The organism is Microbacterium sp. CCH5-D1 (genome assembly GCF_001557335.1).
Classification (GTDB): domain Bacteria; phylum Actinomycetota; class Actinomycetes; order Actinomycetales; family Microbacteriaceae; genus Microbacterium; species Microbacterium oxydans.
In genome coordinates this window covers 1-292 of sequence record NZ_LSJW01000238.1, presented here as the reverse complement: position 1 = coordinate 292, position 292 = coordinate 1, and the positions used below count along the sequence as shown (strand labels likewise).

Genomic DNA, 292 nt, shown 5'->3' with positions numbered 1-292 from the left:
TGGGCACCGCCGTAGAGGTCGTGATCGGCCTGCTGGCGGCCGCGGAGCGCGCCCCGCTCTCGCACGAGGGATTCGGGCTGTGCGCGCGCCTGTGGGTCACTGCGGGCCTGCCGGACAACGACGGGTTCAGCACCAAGTTGGAGCACATCGAGGCGCTGCACTCCTCCCGCATCGACGCCGAGGAAGCCGACGCCCGCCGCGCGTGCCGAGACGACGCCCGCAAGCTCGGCCGCATCGAGTGTGACGGCTGGCACCACGGCCAGCAGGTGCCCTGCACCTACGCCGCATGACG

At 72.3% G+C, this 292-nt stretch carries 1 protein-coding gene; it reads left to right on the top strand.

The annotated features are described in order from the left end of the window. The coding region (locus tag AX744_RS20770) for a hypothetical protein (RefSeq protein WP_197429241.1) at positions 1-290 on the top strand (290 nt) is incomplete at its 5' end. Positions 291-292 lie beyond the last annotated feature (2 nt).